The following is a 17481-nucleotide window of genomic DNA, read 5'->3' on the forward strand; positions in this document are numbered from 1 at the left end:
TAATAAGCTTCTGCTTTTTGAATAAGTAATCTTGCACGGCCTCGAATTAGTGTAGGATCATAATTAGTGAGGCTACAATCGAGCAATTATCCAGATTATCCTAGCTCGATAACCCTAGCCCATGCAGAACATGATGCATATCGAATGTATCTAGTCGACAAATACCTGATGAAAGGATTGGACGAATGGAACACATCAACTTAGTAGTCGCGTCGATCATCGCGGGCGGCATTACCCCAAACCTTAAGAATCAGGCAACTCAATAGCCCATGGAAGAAACAATTCTTCCAATTCAGTTATACGTCTTTCTTTCGGCCACTTCACATTCAATTCGTTAAAACTATGAACAAGTTTATCAAAATATAGGCGTGACCCAAGATCTTTTGCAAGTGTTGCTGCCTCAGTCAAAATGATAATACTTTGGTCCATTTCCCTCTTTTGAATTTGTACCTCTGCTTGATAATAGAGCAAATCTAGTTTCGTGATTGGCTCTATTTCAGGATCATTTGTTTCTTTTTCCATAGCAATCAGTGCTTCATTAGCTTCTTTTGGTTGATTAAGGAAGAGACGAGATTGAGCATCTCCAAAGACATAGAGTGCGTAACGAGATGCACGCAAATATGGATACGCTGGGTCTTTTTCGGGTTCGAGAGGGAAATACTGATAAGCCAGTCCCAATGCTCGCATGGTCTCCTGAAATTGTCCACGCATTGCATATACCTCCGCAATGCCAGCATAAGTCCTCCCTTTCAGCAGTGGTGTCGCATGATCCATCAATGATATTGCTTTTTGAAATACATGCAATGCGATGCTGCTCAACTTCCGATGAAAAGCAATATTCCCTAAACCAATGAGTGATGCAACCTGTAAGTTTACGTCACCAGCGAGTTGACCATACATAAACGCTGTTTTCCCAGCTTGTTCTGCTGCACCGAAATTTTCTCGATCAGCAAATAATTCACATGCCAATAGATGAGCTAGAGAAGCAAGTTTGGCAGCCTCCTGCTGAATTGGTGATGATTGACGAGAAAGTAATGCTGTCTGACTACAATATAATGGCAAAATAGCCTCGATCTGATGAGGTTGACCACTAAAATACAAATCTTGACAAGCGGTTATTCCTTGTGAAAGCAGGTCATTATGCCACAGTTCCATAGTATTCATTGTGCTGGTGTTGAATAGGGACTGGGTTAATCTGAGCCTTTGGGATGAAAACGCTGGAGTAGTTGTGGAAGAAAATCTAAAAGGGAAGCAATGTTATGGCGAATTGAATCTTTCCTTTGTCTCGGACTTAACGGCTTGGGTGATATCGCAGAGGCTCATGTGATAGCACTTGAAAAGGCGTTTGGCTGGAAAAAGAAAACTCAAGAACAAAAAGGATATCAAATTCTTGTGAAAGAAAATGGAGAATGGAAAGAGAAAATGTTGACAGCAAATTGTAGTATGGTAATAGATATAATTACAGAATTGATCAACTTAAGGGAACATGAAATATTAATTAAAAGAAAAAAATGATCCGTTACTTAAATAAAGCACTTACCAGTAGCATTGGGTAAGTGCTTTATTTAAGTAGTAGCTTATTCTGTTGAATTTAATAAATATTAACCTTCGGGGGGATCTGGTTGTGAGTACTTTTTATTGATCTGTGTATTCATAATAAAATCACCTCCTGATTGTGACTTTTCTTGAAGTTCGAAATAGTAGTCTGTATAATCCTTATATTTGCTATCACCTGTCATTTTACAACATCTTATTAATTTAGACAAAGCATCTAAAGTAATTTCTATATTAAAATTATGCACTTCTGCCAATTCGAATGCCTTATGAAAATAATTTTTAGCCTCAGAATGCACTTTTTGTATTAAATACCAATCCCCTAATGCAATATAAGCTTCGCAACATCCAAATTTATCATATTTACCATACTTAACTGCTAATTCCAAATTATTCTTTGCCTCGGTGCTATTGCCAAGCTTATTATATACTAGACCTAGCTGTAGATAGGTTTTGGTATATAAGTGCTTTTTATTAATTTTCTTTTTTAAGTTAAGAGCCTTAGAGAGACATTTTTCTGCTTTGTGAAGGTTTCCGAGATTACTATAGCTAGTACTTAAGGTAGTCCAAAGTTCAAAAGAACGGTCGAACATTTTATATACACGTGCAATTTCAATACCTTTCAAGGCATACTTAATTGCTTCATTGTACAACTGAAACTTATTAAGTATGATAGCTTTCATTTCATACATATTCAATATTACATCTGTTCCATCAATTTCATCTCTTTTTTTCCACATATTGTCTAAAATACGAGAAGCTTCTTCTGTATTGTTTAATTTGAATAGATAAATTACTTGATTTATAAGTAGATGGAAATAGTAGTAATTTCTTTCACCTTTAAAAATGAAGCTTTCTAAACCCTTTTGAACATAGTTTAATGCCTGTTGCAAGTATCCCTGATGATAAAAAGTCCTACTTAATTCACAGTAACTAGCGGCTTTAATATTCGTTTGGGAAATTTTCTTGTAATTCTCATCATAGAGACGAATTGCTTGATGGAAGTGGAAGTTCGCCTTTTTCCAATTTCTCTTTTTATTTAGGTATTTTCCTTTTAGGTAATGGACAACTGCCATATGTGGATTGTCCTCTTGAAGATTTAATTTTCGTAGATCATTGATGGCTTGTTCTTTGTTATACATGTCTAAATCTTGTTCTATGATTAATAAATCGAAAACAATTTCTTCGTTGTTAGCTTTTTCTTCTGGATCTATAAGTGTTAGATTGTCAAAGTTGATATCCAATTCCTTGAAAATTTTCTCTAGATTTTCTATTTTGGTCTGAGCTTTCCCTTTCTCAACTTTACTAAGTGTAGCTATAGAAATGCCACATCTTTTTGCCAAATCTTTTAAACGTAATCCCTTTTGCTTTCGATGTTTTCGAATGATCTTTCCTTGCGTTATTATATCAAAGTTTTCCATTGGTTCCCCCTCCCAATTCCATAGTACAAAAAATTGTATTTTTTGAACAGTTTTCTGATTTGACGAAAATTAAACCGCATAATTTAACTTTTTCGAATGATTAACGATATATATATGTTGATTTATGAAAATTTTCTCTTGAACAACGTAAAAATGTATTCATTTAACCGAACCATTAATTTGAATTGAATTTTAGTTGTTTATATACTATTGGTAAGAATATTTTTAATGGTTTAGAGATTGGGTCACAAATTAAAAATTGCGAGTTTGGTGAATAGTAACTGCAATAAGCCTTAGGGGGTCTCGATGTAATAGATTAAGTATTGTTTAGACTTTGTATGATGATTTAAGCAGTTTCTCGATACTTTATTCTAGAAAAATATTAGGAGAGATGCAGATGAAGCTGTATGTAAAAGGTGAACCTCAAGAAGTAGAAACCTTCTTAGACAATGTAAAATCCCAAAAATACGATGTTATCACGCATTTTAAAGAAAAAGACTGCTTTTATTCGGATAACCTCAGAGTGGGAGCAACAATTGAAATGAGTGAAAAATCACGTCAATCTCTTCTTGTAAAAATAACCACTTCGGACGGAAATAAAATTGAATTGGATCTTTTAGACGGTAAAGTCATCGAAATGGATCAAACTAAGCTCATCATTGGCAAAGTCTACGATATATTTGGATAATAGGAGGAATTGAAAGTTGATAAAAATGCAAGTGCTTGGTGATCGTAATAAGGTAAATTTATTTATGAAAGACTTTAAGTCACTTCCTCAGTACCATGTTATTACTGAATCAATTTTCAACAAGTTTTTGGATGAGAATGTTATTGGTTATACTGTGTTTGATTTGATTAACCCAGTTTGCAAGCCGATTGTTCTCCAAATTACAACCTCAAATGAGAAAGAGCTTTTGCTAGATTTGCGTAATGCTCAAGTAGTTAAATCAGATAACGGAGTGACATGGATTAAAGGAAAAGTAAATGATATCTACTGGTAGAAAGAGAGTTACTATATGATGTCTCGATAACCTAGAGGAGGTCAGAATCGAGAGATGCCCAAAGTAGAAATGACATTAAAAGGTTCTTCACAGGATATTCAAAAGGTCATCTCTATGTTGACTGAACATTTCGACATAAGAGTCCGGTATAAAGAAAAACAAAATGAACAGGTAGATCAAGTTGAAATCATGGTCGAAAAAATAAGAGATGAACGAGCTCCAGAGCTCCTTGCCAACAAGCTATTTTATAGTTTAGCTTTTCGTTTCTTTGATACAACAGTAGGTAAGAAACTACAGGCGAGATTTCTTTGGAGTTTAGAAAAGGAAGATGAGGAAGAATCGAAAAATGTAAGGTACCAAACGATCGAAATAATCCATAAACAACTGTTGCTGCAAATACAGGAATTGATTAAGCAGAAAAAGCAATATGTTAGCTCCAACCAGCTGATCTCAACGAAAAAAATTAAAGCAAAGAATTATTAGTAAGTCCCCCACAATGATTGCCGTCATTGTGGGAGGCAATCCATTTAAAAATACATTCAACATTATTATAACATATTTTGAATATTCCGGGGGTTAAAAAATGAGTCTGATCAAGTTTTGGATTGATCGATGTACCCAGACTTTATATATCCTCGAATTATCATCAAATCGGATCAAAACCATTACTAGGAGGAAGAAGATTGATCAATTTCTATCAGCTTATGGTTATCATTGGGATGATATGCGTGGGCCTGTTTTGGGAGAAGATAAGTTAAATATTTTTGGAAAATGGAAAAATTCATTTCTCATTCGTTGGCTGAAAGGTGGAGAAGAAGACTTATGATATTCTCCAAATCGAAATTCTAAATGATATAGCTTAGATTCAATACATTTTATTTGTGTTGAATCTAATGAGGGATTCGTGTGTTTGCAGGGAAGGTTTATGACGTGTTTGATTGATGAAAATTTATAGGAAATAAGGTGATGAACGTGAAAACTGGTATAAAAGTAATGGCAATCGGAGCTCATCCAGATGATATAGAATACTTCATGGGTGGTACTTTGTTGAAATATAAAAAAAGAGAGTGTGAGATTTGTTATGTAGTCGCAACGGATGGAAGTAAAGGAGGAAAGATAGAGCCAAATAAACTTATTAAAATAAGAAAAAACGAGTCAAAATATGCAGCTTCTTTTTTGGACACTGAACCTATATTCTTAGATTTTCCAGACGGGGAATTAATTTATGATCAAAAATCTTACAACATAATAAGAGGGTTAATCCACGATAATAGACCTGACATCATCTTTACTCATAATCCTGCCGATTACCACCCTGATCATAGAGTATTAAGTCAATTGGTTAGCAACAAATGCATTAAAAATAGCTTTAAAAATCAAGGAGTACATTTATACTAATTGTTAAATGGACAAAAAATGAGTTTTGCTCTTGTTCCATATTTTTCGGAACAAGGGCTTCATGTATTATGAAAGTGAACTCTGAGAAACAATAGAGTTTTTTAAAGGAACACGTTCTATCTTAGCTCCTAGACTACGGAACTTTTCAACAAGTTCTACGTATCCACGATCTATATGATGTAAGCCAGTTATTGTAGTAGTTCCACTTGCTACTAATCCAGCTAAAATCATAGCAGCGCCAGCTCTTAAATCTGTTGCTTCTACTTCTGTTCCCATAAGTGGCTTTCCACCCTCAATAAGGGCTGTTTGCCCAGTGACTTTAACAGAGGCCCCCATTCTTCTGAACTCTTCTACATGCATAAAGCGATTTTCAAAAACAGTTTCTGTGAGCAGACTATTTCCACTAATTGATAATTGTAAAGCCATCATTTGTGCTTGAAGGTCCGTAGGAAAACCAGGATAAGGAAGTGTTTTTACAGTGGTTGGCTTTAGATCATCTTTTGCACTAACATGTATACCTTTTGCTGACTCTAGTAACTGAACTCCCATTTCACGTAATTTAACTATCAAAGAAGTTAAATGTTCTGATTTGGCCCCTTCTACAAAAACTTCTCCACGAGTAATTGCAGCAGCTATCATATAAGTCCCAGCTTCAATCCGATCAGGGATTACTGTATATTCTGTTCCATGTAAAATATCAACTCCATAAATCTGAATGAAAGGTGTTCCAGCACCTTCAATTTTAGCACCCATGGACTTTAGAAAAATTGCTAAATCTATGATTTCAGGTTCACAAGCGGCATTGACAATTGTGGTTGCACCTTCTGCAAGTGTAGCAGCCATCATTATATTTTGAGTAGCCCCCACACTTGGAATGTCAAGGTAAACATTGCTTCCCCTTAATTTTTTGGGAACATACCCCTCAACATAACCGTTTTGGATATTAAATTGTGCTCCTAATGCTTCTAATCCTTTCAAGTGTTGATCAATTGGACGATTTCCAATTTTGCAACCACCAGGCAAGGCGACTCGAGCATGTTTTTTTCGAGCAAGGAGAGGGCCTAAAACTGTAACAGATGCTCTCATTTTACTAACTAAATCATATGATGCTTCGGTTAAATCAAAGTCCTCTGCATCAATAACAACTTGATCATTGGATAGATTTGCATCTATTCCGAGTTTCTTCAGTAATTGGGTAATGATTATTACATCCACTAATGAACTTGGGACATTATCAATAACTGTTTTATTGCGAGTAGCCAATATAGAAGCTGCAATTAATGGTAAGACCGAATTTTTTGAACCATCGACTTTGACTGTTCCTTTTAATCTTGTTCCACCTTGAACCGTAATTTTATCCACGTTAAGCCCTCCATAATTAATTAGATAATACCAATAAAAATGGTAAAATTTGAAAAAAGTTCATTTCAATACAATATATGCCAAAATGGTATCTAGTGTGAGTTTGATTTTATGATATAATCTTCTTTCGAATATATGTAGATTGGCACTAGCTGTTTGCTGTATTTTCATGTTTAATCAATTGTTATGGCATACCCTAAAACGAACTTAACAACCGCTTTTTAGTTTAACGAATTGATTGTATTTTGTAAATGGTATGTATTGTCTATTGCTGTACAAACCTTAGAAGAAGGGTATTCGATCCCATGAATATTCAACATCCATGGATACACGAGCTAATAAAAGAGAAAGCACCAAAAAAGAGTCTTTAAAATAACAAAGAATCGCTTCTTAAAAAACTGTTTTCGGAATGTTTCTTATCAATTAATATCGGAAGATTCGTGTGACATTGTTTATTTATTATCATTAAATATTTAGCGTAATCATGTAATGTGCCCACTCGAGAAAGAATAGATTCATTTTTTGTAATATATTAAAATATCCTTATATATGGAGTCGTAATTCTCTCCGATCTGGCCTTTGGAAGCGATGAATGGGATCGCCTTGTCCTATATCGGGTTAGATGAACTGTGTATAGCAAAAGAGTGGTTAGAAAGTACTATGCAGGCTTTCCCCAACATGACGCATCTTATTGTGAACATGGGAATCTTACTTCAAAAAATGGGATACCATGATGAAGCGATAACATATTTCAAGAAAGCTGTAAAACGTTGTAGCTTTTTACGTGATGCCCGCTTAGATCAGAAACCTTGTGTCCATCCCTTTTCATCTGTATTGCCAGGAATGAAATATGATTTATTTATTTAGTTAGAATAATATGATCATTTTCTCAATTCACCAACCGACTTATCTAGCATGGGGTGGATATTTCAACAAGATTATGGTGAGTGCTATATACATCATTCTTGATAATGCACAGTTTAACCGTCGATGATTTCAAAATAGAAATGGAATTATGACTTCGAATCATCCATTTTGGTTAACAGTGCCTGTGAAATATGCTGATCAGGATACAAAAATAAACTCGATTCTTATTGATAATTCAAAGCGATGTTGGGTAGATCATCAAAAATCTATTATCATGTCTTATCGGAAATCTCTAGGTCTACCTACTCTTGAAAAATTATTAACTGTTTACGAAAGACAATGGACCAAATTAGTAGACTTAAATATAATAACTAAATACCTCCGTTCTTGTGTGAAATAACTTAAAACAGCATATGATTATGAACATACATAAGTTTACAAGGTTTTGTACACAAAAAAAGGAGAAATCCATGATTCCTTCGCTGTACCTCTGTATGTTCAGAAATATACAACTTTGTGAACATACAGATAAACATCTCGTCACTAATTTATAAGCAAAGGAGAAATGCTATAATAGATGGAAATAAAAAAAGACTGGGGTAATCCCAGTCGCTTTTATTTTTCAACCATGTACACTTTTATTCCTTTCTCTTGGTCAGAGCAGTCTGGACAGATTGGGTCATCCCTTTCAGATTTAAATTCCATACCACACCCATTTGGACAAACCCATTCTTTCGCTGCCATCCAATCACGCTCCTTAGGAGGTTGTGAGTATTGAAAAAACAAGAAGCATTTATTAAAGGCATTAAACCAGCTTTGTTATGTTCTCATACATATGAACATGATATATTCAAAAAACTTCTTAGTCTAAAATATCCCAACATCATAGAATATGAATTAAAAGACTTTGATAATCCAGATGAAATATTTGATCGAGGAACCTTATTCTTTCAAAGCGAAGATATGAAAGAAAAGTACCTCAATGAATCAAAGGGACTTAAAAAGAAATCTAGAGAAGCTATTATTTTACTAGGAAAGGTATTGGGATACCCACCAATCGCTTGTGAATTCTTTGCCGATTCTGAAAAAGATATAAGCCTAAGGTCTAAAAGAGTAGTGTTTGATTATTACGGAATCAGATTTGCTGGAAATATGGATGATCGAGATGAGATATGCAAATGGTTGTGGGAGAATGTGAAAGCTCCACCTGCGGAAGTTAAAATAGAATCCAGGAACGGGGTACAAATTCAAATAGTTGAGCCAAGCGTAGTTTCTATATAGATTTCTACTATTCTCTATGCCCTAATATTACTATTTATAAACTACATAATTTCATATATTTATACCCGATTTCCACTATGTAACTGGTTGAAAATCGGGATTTTACATTTTTATCCATTTATCATACCGCTTTTGTGTGTATCTCGAATATACCCCTATCAGAGTACCTCTTGGATTTTGTCTAGCTTCTAAAAAAGAAGGATGCCCTTATGTAGTGACACCATGTCTGACTTGCCCCAACTTCTGTACCACTCCTGACAATCTGTCTGACTTTGAGAGGGAAATTCAGCGTGTTGAAGAGCATATTCAGATGACGCAGAACTATCCGATCTACAATGAGAAGACCAAGTAACAACTGGATAATCTCATCAAGATTCGAGATCAACTTGCCGAAGGCAAGTCTCATTGGGGAGACAGTGCCAAGAAAGTTCTCTTTGATGCACAAATTACTAAAGAAAAGGGTGTATTACAATGACACATAAGCGTTCAACAGGTGCCATTGTAGCCCTGGCAAAAAAGAAACGTGAAGAAACCGCTCAACAAGTTGAGCAAGCAATTAAGCAATTGATTAAAAAAAATGAACGAATTAACTTTAACTCTGTCTCCTGCGAAGCAGAGGTCTCTAAGTCTTATCTGTACAGCCACCCAGAGTTTCGTGAGCGTATTGAAACACTCCGTAAACAACAACAGCAACAGGTCAAATCTCCCAAAGCTGTAAAACGTCAATTATATTTAGGAGAAACAATTCATTCATAAAATTGCAATTGATGCTTAATTCTAACCGACAAATAGTATTCCTTTTTTATAAGAAACATTATTTGATGTTCCCTTTAATAAATTTATCTGTACTCATCTGATATGCTTTCAACAACTCATACGGTACTCTTTTCGGTACACCTTTCAACCCTTGATCCTGTTGCTCCCTAATCGCCATCAGTTCCATTATTTCAGGATGTTTTGGCTTGCGTCTTTTTACTCCAACAGGTTTCGTCCACTCTTCAGAATATAGATCTATTGGTTCCTTAATCACTTGAACGGTTCTGGGATCGATATAGACGCGACTCTCTGCCAAGTCGTATACCTCCCATAGCTTGTCTTTTTTCTTGGCTCGTTGAAACATATAAATGGTGTCGGTATCATCATAGTTCCATAAGATCGGCAAGCGGAAACTATTTTTAAGTACTACTAAACCGACACGCCAAAGCTTAGGAACGACTGCTGGATGAAGTTCACCAAGTAAGACATCTTTTTCCCTTAAACATTTACCACAATAATAGCGTTTATGCCAAATGAAGCCAGGATTGACATTGGAGCAACGATAACAGCGTGGTGCTTCAAGATCATCAATTCCAAAAATGTCATCAGGAGTTTTTATTTTGGTAAGATCAATTGATAAACTTGACTCGTCTCCTTGATAGATGTCAGACGTTAAGTCTTCCGTACTTACTGTTTCAATCTGAACATCATGTACATGGCTATGGAAGTTATTGGGATTAACTCCAAGCAGACGTGCCAATCCTCGAACTAACAATTCCATTTTCCTAAATCACCCATTATAAGAGATTATAATTTTCTTCTTCCCTTCTTAGTTCCAAAATCACTCTTTTCTTGCGATTTCTTGGACTTTTCTCTCCTTTCGGTGGGGTAGGGAGGAGTCTAAGCCTACTGATATCAAGAAATCTACATTTTGACATTGTTTTATAATATATATTGGTAGGGGAGGAGTTCCCTAATGATATTGGCCTATTTTCATTATATTTGCTAATGCCCTTGTTGGGGCTAGTAAACCTGATCAAATTCAACAAAGTGTTAAAGCTTCTGGTGTCAACTTAACACAACAAACAATAGACAAAATAGATTATATATTATTAAAATAGTAATTGTTCGATATAAAATTTCTGAATAAAGGGGATTACAAACATGGCAAAAAATCGCTTCACTGCTCCAGTAACTATTCATCTTTTTTTCATTCAGGATGGTAATATTCTTTTGTTACGTCGATTTAATACTGGCTATGAAGATGGAAATTATTCCGTAGTTGCAGGGCATTTAGATGGAGGAGAAACTGTAATTCAGGCAGCTATCCGTGAGGCAAAAGAGGAAGCAGGGGTTGATCTTAAAGAAGAAAATGTGGAGATTGTTGGAGTAATGCATCGGAAAGCTGGCGACGAGCGTGTAGATTTCTTTGCTGTAGTAAAAAATTGGGAAGGAGAAATTCAAAATTTAGAGCCTCATAAATGTGATGACTTGAGATTTTTTCCCTTGAATGATCTTCCTACCAATATCATTCCATATATTCTACGAGCTATTAACAATTACAAGGAAGATCAATGGTTTGATAGCTTTGGCTGGAACTAAAAAGTATAAGCCCCTTCGATTTAAATAGTCGAAGGGGTAATTTAAAAAAGGGAAGGTTAAATATGATTTGCTTTGCGGGTATGTTCGGGATCGGTAAAACCACATATGCTGCTGTCCTTGGAGAGCATTTAGATAGAAAAGTATACTATGAACCAGTAGATCAAAATCCAGTGTTAGAAATGTTCTACAAAAATCCCAAACAATATGCATTTTTATTGCAGATCTATTTTTTATCTAAACGGTTGAAGAATATTAAAAGTGCACAAGGTCATCCTTATGGTATATTAGACCGAAGTATCTATGAAGATGCTTTAATTGTTGAGGTATTATATGAACTGTAACATATCTTTCGAAGAAAAGATGGCATATAATATGCTTACTTTTGAGTTATTTACAGAAGATATAGAGCCTGACTTACTAATTTATCTTAGAGGCTCTTTTGAGACTGCATTAAAGCGAATTAAGAAACGAGGACGCGGTTATGAGCAAGAAGAAAGTAAGATTGAGTATTTTAAGCTCCTTCACAGTCAATATGATAGTTGGATATATAAACAGACTCATTTCCGAGAAATGTTAGTTATTGATGCGGATAAATATGATATTCTAAAAAATGAAGATAAAAGAGAGGTTCTGGATTTAATAGACCAAAAAATAAAAAAACTAAAAAATAGATATTACTAATGCATGCGTATACCAGATGATAAGGTTATTAACCTCTAGATTATAGAATATTTATCATATCAATTTAAATTAAAATATATATTTACCTTTTCGGTTTTGATAATGAGTATACTGGCTTACGAAATAAATCCTGACTCTCAAACGAGAATTGGGATTTTCTTTTTGTCTGTAGCTATTATTAGTTGCCTTCTTGAAAAGAACCTTTTATCAGGTACTTTCACCTTTTTGTAATTCAGTAAGGTTCATTCTATTTATTATAAAAATATATTTATTTAATTAAAATAACAAAACTATATTGACAATATCAGAATATTTAGTTAATATACACACAAGCTAAAGAACAAGGGGGAATCAATTATGAAAAAGAATTTCATTGGAAAACAATTTGGTTGTGTACCAACTTTGGATGTGGCGCTAGAGAAGTACCTTGGAGAAGAAATTATCAGGTTCGAGGAGCCGGAAAAAAACAAAACGTTCCTATTTACCACTCAAACGGGTACAAAAGGCATAGCCAAACAGCCGTGACGATGGATATATACAGCCATGTATCCCCGATATCCAAGACCACATTTTGACCACGCACTTACGTGAATTTGGGTAAATAAAAGGGAGCGGTTTGATCTACGAAATCCTGAAAAGTCGCACTAAATTTGGGTTTATTGCACTAAGGTATACTAGAAAGCATAAGCGCATTAGATTGACACGGTAGAGGTTGCTAGTTCGATCCTAGTACTGCCCACCAGACAACCCCCTTGAATATCAAGGGGGTTTTTATTTGGGAATTTATACCTTTTAGTTTAATCAGGCAGATCAGACTCTAATTTAAACAACATATCATTCTCTCCTTATCTACGTATTATGTGTTTGAAGGATCTCTAATTATCTAATTACCTTAGAAGTCCATACTTTTTAGTTATCAGGTGGATCAGGCTCAAATTTAAACAACATATCATTCTCTCCTTACCTACATATTATGTGCTAGGTGAAGCACCAATCATCATATCACCTCTTTTATAGTTTAATTTTACCCCGGATCAGAATAATCAAATCATTTTGTTAAAGTAGTAGATTTATACTAATTATACTATATTTTTCTATGATAAATAAAAATCTTCATCAAAAGTGTTTGATATTTCTAGTGAAATTTACATTTTTTTCATTAAAAATTAATCATAGTATGATAAAAATAGAACAATTAACTTCGTTGCCGGGAAGCAAAGAGGCAAAGCAGATCACCGTCACCTCTGGCCAGAAATGTTTTGGATTATACGGGATCTTAAGCTTACTTGGGTGCTTGGAGAGAATGTTACTGGAATCATCAAGTTGGCACTCGATGATATGTTATCTGACTTGGAAAGTGAAGGCTAAATCTCCGGGCGTTGGTATTTACAGCTTGTGCCGTCGGTGCGTCTCACCGAAGGCAAAGAGTCTTCATTGTTGACGAACGCCATTAGGTTCAGTCTAACATTGTCACAACGCACCAAGAAAGCAAATCGACGGTGAGCCGATTTTTATTTAAGTATCCATATTAATGCTGGTGGTAGTATTGGTTGAGAATCTTATAGTTATAGTGGGGATTATTCGACCAAGTATTGTACGCTTGTACTTCAAAATTTACTACATGGTAGCATCATGGAAAAACTATCCTTTTTTAAGGATCGTAAGCCACAGCAGCAAGATCTCATGTTTGTCGCGAAACCAACATGCCTGCACTTTTAACTGAAAATGGGTTTATTGATTGTTTGAAAGACTTGGCTATTTTGAGAGATCCAATGAATGTTATACAGATTGCGAGAGCTCATATTTCAGCACTTGATAAAATATGGTCTCCCTAAAATAATCATGTTGGGACTCTTTTCTATCAAAAAATAGAGTTTCAAATAAAAGACGAACCTAGTCAGTCAATTTACTGGTTCGTCTTTTTTAATTCTAAAATACTAATAATATGGGCAGAGATAAACAATATTTCTAAAAATCATGGGTTTCCCTCTTTTTATGTTCCATTTTTAAGCCTGTCACTAGGATCTTGGTTAACTAGATAAAATCCAACCCTTCTTATAATTAAAAGTAGGGTTGGATTAAGTATTTTGAATAAATAATGATTTCGATAAAGAGGTAGACTGTCTGTTATAATGGTTGATCTGGTGGTGGATCACCAATTATTTGATGTAATAGTTTCATGTTCTCACCTCTTCCCAATGGAATATGAATTTTGAAATTAATCTCTTGGGGGAAATGTAGTTTGTTTTCGCTTTATATTCTGTTTCACTTCCAATTGTATAGCAACCTGAAAGTATTGGTCTACACATTTTTTATACTTATCTACATTTAGATCTTCATAGCTTTTGGCCATTTTCATTAGTATCTTACTTTGTTGTTCTAAGAGATTATATTTTTCAGCGATTTTCAATGCCTCTGTATAAAACTTGTTAGCTTTTAGGTTTGACTTTTTTTTCACAAGGAGATCACCCATTGCTACTTTAGAGTCTAGAATATAAAAGTCATTTTTTGATTGGATACTTAAAGATATGGCTTCCTCTATTGCCGACTGTGACAGCTCTACTTTTTCAGTTTCTAAGTATAATAAACCTAATGATGTATATATTGGTGCGAGTAGGTATTTATTCCTGATCTTGTGTTTTAGCCCCAAAGACGATTTGAAACATATTTCTGCATTTCGAAAGTAACCCTTTTTACTGTAAATATCGGCTAGGGTAGCCCAAAGTTCAAAGGAACGATCATACATTCGATTTATTCGTGCCATTTCGATCCCTTCAAATGCATAGCAAATAGCTTGCTCAAACAGTTCCAATTTGTTGCATAAGTGAGCTCTCATTTGATATAGATTAAGAACGGTTTCTGAGCTGACGATATGGAGTATTTTAGACCAAATTTTTTCAATTAATGCTAGTGCTTCATCATCTCTGTTTAACTTCTCTAGATAAATCACCTTGTTTATATAAAGGTTATGCTCAATGTAGCTTCGGTTCCCATCATGAACAAAATATTTTAATCCTTCTTCTACAAAAAATAATGCTTGATCTAGATTGTTTAAACGATGGTGGATTCTACCTAACCCGTTAAAGCTAGCAGCTTTTAGGTTAGTACAATTTTTTTCGGGATGACAATCAACTAGTTTTATCGTTTTTTGATAGTGTTCTATGGATTCATTCCATTTTCCAAGACCCTCATAGTATTTCCCTTTTAGATAAGAAATATCAATGAGTAAAAGGTTATTTTTATCAATGTCCAACTCCCCTAATATTTCCCCTAATATTTCCCATGCTTCTTCAAAGTTAACCATGTCTATATAATGACTGGCTTGCTCGAAAAGGAAGAGTAGACTTACATGTACATACAAACTTTGGATTGGGGAAATATAGTCCAACTGAAATCGTCAAAGCTGCCAAATTTTTAGGGATAGAAGCAATTGCAATTACAGATTATATGTCAGTTCAAGGATTAGATGAAGCCAATAAGATAGGAAAAAAATTAGGAATATATGTTGTCCCTGGTATAGAAATACCAGTGAGAGAGTTAGGACAAATAGAAAAAATTATTGGATATGGTGAGGGTTTAAGAAAAGAAAGATTTATTAAATCCTTAAAAAACGCTCCTCTCTCAACTAAAAAAACTATTCAATTAATCAAAGATTATCAAGGTATCTCAGTACTTTCATATTCAGAAAGGATACCTTCTATTATTGAACTGTTGATTGATATGGGATTAGATGGGGTTGAGGTTATTCATCCCTGTTTAACTAAAAAGGAACAAATAAAGTGGAAAATGTTTGCTCGTAAACATCGCTTATTATTATTTGGTGGTAGCAATTTTCAGGGCTCTTCTATTAACAATTCCATACTATTAGGACTAGGACATCGGAATTTAAAGAATGTAGATGTCCCTTATGGGTACTTTACAAGAGGGATTTTAGGAATTAAGCAAGCACCTCTTATGGAAGGAGTTACAGACGTTACTAAACTTACTCTAGAGGAAAAGCTAGGATTAATAATAAAGCCCGGCTTTGAGTGGCCAATTGTAAATGATAAGGAAGATCAACGACTTATAAACACATTTGGAATAGGACTAAACAAAATTAACAAAGATCGGATTACTGATATAGATAAACTTCAATCTTATTTATCTTATATTATCAACATTAGTTCGGTTCCTGTCATGCTTACCATTAATCAAGAGGGGGGGAGGTTAAATACAATTGATTGGGAGAATTTTATTTTGTTTGCAGGCAATAGAGCTATAGGTGCTTTAAATGATGACATGCTTGCGTATGAAGTTGGAGTAGCTATTGGTCAACAGTTGCGTAGTTTAGGTATAACATGGAACTTGGCTCCGGTTTGTGATGTACTTGATCCAAATAATCCATCATTAGGTAATCGGTGCTTTAGTGAGGATCCTAAAAAAGTAGCACTTTTAGCGTCATCTTTTATTAAAGGAATGCAAGAGCAAGGAGTCGCCGCAACAGCTAAACATTTCCCAGGTCTAGGGCATTCCAATGTCGACTCCCATATAGATATTCCTATTATACCTTCTATTTCTCCTGCACATTTAATTCCATTTATAGAGGCTATCAAAGCAAATGTGTCAAGTATAATGGTTAGTAATCTAATTGTGAAAGATATTGATCCTTTTTATCCTGCATTTATGTCAAAAAAAGTTATTGATTATTTAAGACAAGATTTGGGCTTTAATGGTGTTATAATTACAGAAAATATTAGTATACCTATTTTAAATAAAGTTTATGGAGACATTGGAAAAATAGCAGTAAGGGCGTTTGAAGTTGGAGCAGACATTATATTAATTGATCCAGACTTTTCTAAGGAAAAGTATGATTCTAATGCTATGCAAAAAAGTAATGAAAGATCAGCTACACTAAAAATTAAGGTATATGAAGCACTAAAACAGAGTATTTTAACAGGAAAAATTTCAGAACAGAGATTAAATGAATCAGTAAAGAGAGTTTGGATGTTACGTAAAACTTTTGGGATTAATAAATTACCTGATATTTCATTGAATAAGCTTAACAAGATACATACTGGATTAGCTAAGAAAATATCTAATAGATGCCTAACAGTTTTTAAAGATAAGGGAAATATTGTACCATTAAGGCTTAAACTAAATGAGAAAATATTAGTTTTTAATATACTTCCTATGAAACAGACACGAGCTGATAGTTCATGGAAAAGTACAAGTAATATCAAGAAAATACTAAACTATTTTCCGGGACACTACTTTGAAATTGATCTAAGAAAAAAAGAAATTCCACCTCTTTTTACTCATGATAAATATATTATTATTGGAACATATGATCTTTATTTTTGCGATGATTGTGAAATTAAGTCCTTTTGTTCATTATTGAATATTTTGTCCAAACATAATAAGATTATTGTTCATGTTGCATTAGGAACTCCACAAGATCTGATGATAGGTCGTGCTGATTTAAGCATTGCTCTATATAATCCATATGAATTATCGATAGAATCATTATCTGATTTTTTAAAGGTAAATTGGACAGTATAATCACTAAAGACTAAAAATGA

General features: G+C 34.3%; 20 protein-coding genes and 2 pseudogenes. 16 read left to right on the forward strand and 6 right to left on the reverse strand.

Features of this window, described 5'->3' with window-relative positions:
- Positions 1–243: 243 nt before the first annotated feature.
- A complete protein-coding gene (locus DL897_RS07655; protein ID WP_145962206.1) occupies positions 244–1155 on the reverse strand; it encodes a hypothetical protein in 912 nt (303 codons plus the stop codon).
- Positions 1156–1254: 99 nt separating this feature from the next.
- Between DL897_RS07655 and DL897_RS07660 the strand changes: the two genes are divergently transcribed.
- Positions 1255–1515 carry a hypothetical protein gene (locus DL897_RS07660; RefSeq protein ID WP_113658552.1) on the forward strand — a complete coding sequence of 87 codons (261 nt, stop codon included), beginning with the start codon at positions 1255–1257 and terminating at the stop codon, positions 1513–1515.
- Positions 1516–1601: 86 nt separating this feature from the next.
- Here the strand turns inward: DL897_RS07660 and DL897_RS07665 are convergent, their stop codons facing one another.
- A complete protein-coding gene (locus DL897_RS07665) occupies positions 1602–2975 on the reverse strand; it encodes a helix-turn-helix transcriptional regulator (RefSeq protein WP_113658553.1) in 1374 nt (457 codons plus the stop codon).
- 397 nt (positions 2976–3372) lie between these two features.
- Here DL897_RS07665 and DL897_RS07670 point away from each other — a divergent pair, with 397 nt between their 5' ends.
- From DL897_RS07670 to DL897_RS07690, 5 genes are all read left to right on the forward strand, one after another.
- Positions 3373–3663, forward strand: coding sequence for a hypothetical protein (locus tag DL897_RS07670; protein ID WP_113658554.1), 291 nt, complete (start codon positions 3373–3375; stop codon positions 3661–3663).
- 16 nt (positions 3664–3679) lie between these two features.
- Positions 3680–3976 carry a hypothetical protein gene (locus DL897_RS07675; RefSeq protein ID WP_113658555.1) on the forward strand — a complete coding sequence of 99 codons (297 nt, stop codon included), beginning with the start codon at positions 3680–3682 and terminating at the stop codon, positions 3974–3976.
- A 54-nt stretch (positions 3977–4030) separates the two neighbouring features.
- Complete coding sequence (locus tag DL897_RS07680) at positions 4031–4459, forward strand: hypothetical protein (RefSeq protein WP_113658556.1); 429 nt, start codon at positions 4031–4033, stop codon at positions 4457–4459.
- Between the two features lie 100 nt (positions 4460–4559).
- The gene (locus tag DL897_RS07685) at positions 4560–4802 is read left to right on the forward strand and encodes a hypothetical protein (RefSeq protein ID WP_113658557.1); all 243 of its coding nucleotides are present in this window, start codon (positions 4560–4562) and stop codon (positions 4800–4802) included.
- Positions 4803–4942: 140 nt separating this feature from the next.
- Entirely contained in the window at positions 4943–5374 is a 432-nt protein-coding gene (locus DL897_RS07690) for a PIG-L deacetylase family protein (protein ID WP_113658558.1), read from the forward strand.
- Between the two features lie 66 nt (positions 5375–5440).
- Here the strand turns inward: DL897_RS07690 and murA are convergent, their stop codons facing one another.
- Entirely contained in the window at positions 5441–6736 is a 1296-nt protein-coding gene (gene murA, locus DL897_RS07695; RefSeq protein ID WP_113658559.1) for a UDP-N-acetylglucosamine 1-carboxyvinyltransferase, read from the reverse strand.
- A gap of 588 nt (positions 6737–7324) precedes the next feature.
- Between murA and DL897_RS07700 the strand changes: the two genes are divergently transcribed.
- Complete coding sequence (locus DL897_RS07700; protein WP_145962207.1) at positions 7325–7603, forward strand: tetratricopeptide repeat protein; 279 nt, start codon at positions 7325–7327, stop codon at positions 7601–7603.
- Between the two features lie 10 nt (positions 7604–7613).
- Positions 7614–8003: pseudogene (locus DL897_RS19015) on the forward strand (WbqC family protein).
- 215 nt (positions 8004–8218) lie between these two features.
- On the opposite strand, the gene DL897_RS18825 reads toward DL897_RS19015, so the two are convergent.
- Complete coding sequence (locus DL897_RS18825; RefSeq protein ID WP_276308564.1) at positions 8219–8347, reverse strand: hypothetical protein; 129 nt, start codon at positions 8345–8347, stop codon at positions 8219–8221.
- 30 nt (positions 8348–8377) lie between these two features.
- On the opposite strand from DL897_RS18825, the gene DL897_RS07720 reads away from it, so the two are divergent.
- A complete protein-coding gene (locus DL897_RS07720) occupies positions 8378–8884 on the forward strand; it encodes a hypothetical protein (protein WP_113658563.1) in 507 nt (168 codons plus the stop codon).
- Positions 8885–9355: 471 nt separating this feature from the next.
- A complete protein-coding gene (locus DL897_RS07730) occupies positions 9356–9640 on the forward strand; it encodes a DUF6262 family protein (protein ID WP_240627296.1) in 285 nt (94 codons plus the stop codon).
- A 58-nt stretch (positions 9641–9698) separates the two neighbouring features.
- Here the strand turns inward: DL897_RS07730 and DL897_RS07735 are convergent, their stop codons facing one another.
- Positions 9699–10421 (reverse strand): hypothetical protein, encoded by a 723-nt coding sequence (locus DL897_RS07735; protein WP_113658564.1) that lies wholly within the window; start codon positions 10419–10421, stop codon positions 9699–9701.
- A gap of 383 nt (positions 10422–10804) precedes the next feature.
- Here DL897_RS07735 and DL897_RS07740 point away from each other — a divergent pair, with 383 nt between their 5' ends.
- The 5 genes and pseudogenes from DL897_RS07740 to DL897_RS19020 form a co-directional block, all read left to right on the forward strand.
- On the forward strand, positions 10805–11242 hold the full coding sequence (locus DL897_RS07740; protein ID WP_113658565.1) for an NUDIX hydrolase: 438 nt from the start codon (positions 10805–10807) through the stop codon (positions 11240–11242).
- 62 nt (positions 11243–11304) lie between these two features.
- Positions 11305–11583: a deoxynucleoside kinase gene (locus DL897_RS18830; protein ID WP_113658566.1), complete on the forward strand. Its 279-nt coding sequence runs from the start codon at positions 11305–11307 to the stop codon at positions 11581–11583.
- A 31-nt stretch (positions 11584–11614) separates the two neighbouring features.
- A complete protein-coding gene (locus tag DL897_RS18835; RefSeq protein WP_168188704.1) occupies positions 11615–11923 on the forward strand; it encodes a deoxynucleoside kinase in 309 nt (102 codons plus the stop codon).
- A 357-nt stretch (positions 11924–12280) separates the two neighbouring features.
- Positions 12281–12448 carry a hypothetical protein gene (locus DL897_RS18190; protein ID WP_168188705.1) on the forward strand — a complete coding sequence of 56 codons (168 nt, stop codon included), beginning with the start codon at positions 12281–12283 and terminating at the stop codon, positions 12446–12448.
- A 1166-nt stretch (positions 12449–13614) separates the two neighbouring features.
- Positions 13615–13758, forward strand: a pseudogene (locus tag DL897_RS19020) (N-acetylmuramoyl-L-alanine amidase); the annotation flags it as partial.
- Positions 13759–14141: 383 nt separating this feature from the next.
- On the opposite strand, the gene DL897_RS07765 reads toward DL897_RS19020, so the two are convergent.
- Complete coding sequence (locus DL897_RS07765) at positions 14142–15311, reverse strand: tetratricopeptide repeat protein (RefSeq protein ID WP_113658570.1); 1170 nt, start codon at positions 15309–15311, stop codon at positions 14142–14144.
- Between DL897_RS07765 and DL897_RS07770 the strand changes: the two genes are divergently transcribed.
- Entirely contained in the window at positions 15293–17461 is a 2169-nt protein-coding gene (locus tag DL897_RS07770) for a glycoside hydrolase family 3 N-terminal domain-containing protein (protein ID WP_113658571.1), read from the forward strand. The two genes, DL897_RS07765 and DL897_RS07770, sit on opposite strands and share 19 nt — an antisense overlap.
- Positions 17462–17481: the final 20 nt, after the last annotated feature.

Source organism: Thermoflavimicrobium daqui, from assembly GCF_003313465.1.
Lineage (GTDB): Bacteria > Bacillota > Bacilli > Thermoactinomycetales > Thermoactinomycetaceae > Thermoflavimicrobium > Thermoflavimicrobium daqui.